Source organism: Pseudomonas sp. NBRC 111123 (genome assembly GCF_001320205.1).
Classification (GTDB): domain Bacteria; phylum Pseudomonadota; class Gammaproteobacteria; order Pseudomonadales; family Pseudomonadaceae; genus Aquipseudomonas; species Aquipseudomonas putida_J.
The window spans coordinates 1-669 of the sequence record NZ_BCAZ01000107.1; the positions used below are offsets into that span (position 1 = coordinate 1).

Genomic DNA, 669 nt, shown 5'->3' on the forward strand with positions numbered 1-669 from the left:
AACAGACGCAGTAGTGGTTGCACCAGTCAGGTCCACGCCTTCGTAGTTGCCGCCATTCACCGAGGTAACGGTGGCCGTCACACTCGACGCGTCTTTGTAGACGTCTTCGCCGTTGGTGTTCGGAACCTGGAGGGTGCCTTTACCGGCTGCATCCACTTCCACGGTGTAGGCCGTGCCACCGACATTGACGGTCAGAGTCGTCGCTGTCTGCGGCGGATTGCTCAGCTGGAAGTTGAAGGTGATATTGGCATCGCCTTCTTTTGCCGGCTCGGCAGAAACAGCCACAGTGGTGTTGTTGAGGGTGTCTTCGACAGTGGCGGTCGTGGTCGCACCGGTCAGATCGACACCTTCGTAGTTGCCGCCATTCACCGAAGTAACAGTGGCCGTCACACTCGACGCGTCTTTGTAGACGTCTTCGCCGTTGGTGTTCGGAACCTGGAGGGTGCCTTTACCGGCTGCATCCACTTCCACGGTGTAGACCGTGCCACCGACGTTCACAGTCAGAGTCGCAGCAGTCTGCGGCGGATTGCTCAGCTGGAAGTTGAAGGTGATGTTTTCGTCACCCTCTTTAGCCGGCAGCGAACTCACCGTTACGGTGGTGTTGTTGATAGTGTCTTCGACGGTCGCGGTCGTGGTTGCGCCAGTCAGGTCCACGCCTTCGTAGTTGCC

Annotated in this window: 1 protein-coding gene; it reads right to left on the bottom strand. The window is 58.3% G+C overall.

All coding sequences use genetic code 11. The features are described 5' to 3' along the window. Positions 1–669 (bottom strand): immunoglobulin-like domain-containing protein (locus APH27_RS26690; RefSeq protein ID WP_218187552.1); only part of this gene is annotated, 669 nt, incomplete at both ends.